Origin of the sequence: Butyrivibrio hungatei (genome assembly GCF_900101605.1) — a bacterium.
In the GTDB taxonomy this organism is placed as follows: Bacteria; Bacillota; Clostridia; order Lachnospirales; family Lachnospiraceae; genus Butyrivibrio; species Butyrivibrio hungatei_B.
On record NZ_FMUR01000036.1, the window covers coordinates 1 to 1,803 of the forward strand.

Here is a 1,803-nt window from a genome sequence, read left to right on the forward strand (position 1 = left end):
GGACTTTATGTATCATGTATTGAAGAGATTGCTTATAAGCGCGGCTTTATTAACAAGGAACAGCTTCTTAAGCTTGCTGAGCCTCTTATGAAGACTGATTACGGCAAATACCTTGTTGAGGTTGCGAGTGGTTTGTGAAGATGTACTTTATAAACTTCAAATATTGCATTGACTGAAAATGTAGAAGTATATGTCGAATAATGAGTTAATTAGTTTAATATATGATATATTCGTTTTAAATAAAAAAGAAATTCGCTTTAATGATTTTTAAAACGAATTTCTTTTATAGTAATAAGGCAAAAATATAGTTAAAGATTGCTTGGATGACTGCAAATATATAGGTGAGAACGAAATATTTCGGCGGATATAAAAACGCCTGTTAATCCTTCATAATGAATTTGGACTATAAAATACATTTTGTTGTCACTTAAGTAGCCTATGCATAAGACTAATAGACGACACTTTGGTGTCGCATTTCGGAGGCTTATCATGTCAGATTCATGCAAAGAACAACGTAAAACCCTTGGTGCACGTTTTGCTTTTGAAGTGAAATTCATATAATTGAAAAGAATACATAAAAACGAAAGGAATATTGATGAGCGAGATAAACATATATTGTGATGAGACTTGTCATCTTCCAAATGATGGTATCGATTTAATGGTTATAGGCGGGATATCCTGTCCTAAAGAAAAAGTGAAGGATATTAATAGACAAATTAGGAACATTAAAGAAAAACATAATGTTTATAAATTTGCAGAGATAAAATGGGTACGTGTATCTAACTCGCAATTTGATATGTATAAGGAATTGATAGATTTATTTTTTGATAATTCGTTTCTTAATTTTCGGGCTGTTGTAGCACATAATAAATCTAAATTGGATTATAGGCGTTTTCATTTAACTCATGACGATTGGTATCAAAGAATATATTATCTAATGTTGCGGGGGATGATTGACATTAGCGATAGTTATCATGTCTATGTTGATATAAAAGATACAAAAGGGGCTGAAAAAATAAATACATTACGGGATGTATTAAATAATGCAGCGGGATATTTTTATGAAGAAACAGTAGAAAGTATTCAACTTCTAAAATCCGATCAAGTCCAGCTTATGCAGCTGACTGATCTTCTGATTGGAGCCGTAGCATATGCAAATAGGGGCTTGAATAGTAGCAAGGCTAAAATTGATCTTGTGTCATATATTGAAGAGCGCTCGAATAGAATGTTAAAGAGAACAAGTCCCAAAAACGAAGTTAAGTTTAATGTTTTTCAGTGGCTTCCCAGGGAGGTTCGCTGATGAGCTGTGAATATGTACCCGATAAGCTTATAAATACAATGGATGATTACACGGAATACGAAGAAGCTGTATATCAAGAATATATGAAAACATTTTCCAATAAAGAATTTTATTTTAATGGAAAACGGATTGCGGAAAAGAAACATCCACTGATAGCAGGAAAATCATGTACTTTTTGGCATATTATTTCATCCGGTGACTGTGAAGCTGAGAAATTGCCGGATTTTGACAGATATGAAACTGTTGGGTGGCCGGGCTTTATATTGGGATATTGTTTGGATAATTGCAAGGAGAAATTGATTTGGGAGACAAAAAGGCATTCTAAAATAAGGGTTCTCATATATTGTACGGAGATTGATTATCTTATTGTTTTAGATAAAAGTGATGATTCTTGTAACATCCGGACAAGATTCTTGAATTATCCGGACACGTAATCTTTTATTATCCGGACAAGCATTCTTGAAACATGCGGACAGCCATTCCTGAATCATCCGGACAAATGA

Annotated in this window: 2 protein-coding genes and 1 pseudogene; all 3 read left to right on the forward strand. The window is 33.3% G+C overall.

Going from position 1 to position 1,803, the window contains the following annotated elements; all coding sequences use genetic code 11:
- Positions 1–138: pseudogene (locus BLP87_RS16565) on the forward strand (glucose-1-phosphate thymidylyltransferase); the annotation flags it as partial.
- Positions 139–595: 457 nt separating this feature from the next.
- A complete protein-coding gene (locus BLP87_RS15670) occupies positions 596–1,300 on the forward strand; it encodes a DUF3800 domain-containing protein (protein ID WP_074463499.1) in 705 nt (234 codons plus the stop codon).
- Positions 1,300–1,734 (forward strand): hypothetical protein, encoded by a 435-nt coding sequence (locus BLP87_RS15675; RefSeq protein ID WP_074463500.1) that lies wholly within the window; start codon positions 1,300–1,302, stop codon positions 1,732–1,734. Before BLP87_RS15670 ends, BLP87_RS15675 begins: the two co-directional genes overlap by 1 nt.
- Positions 1,735–1,803 lie beyond the last annotated feature (69 nt).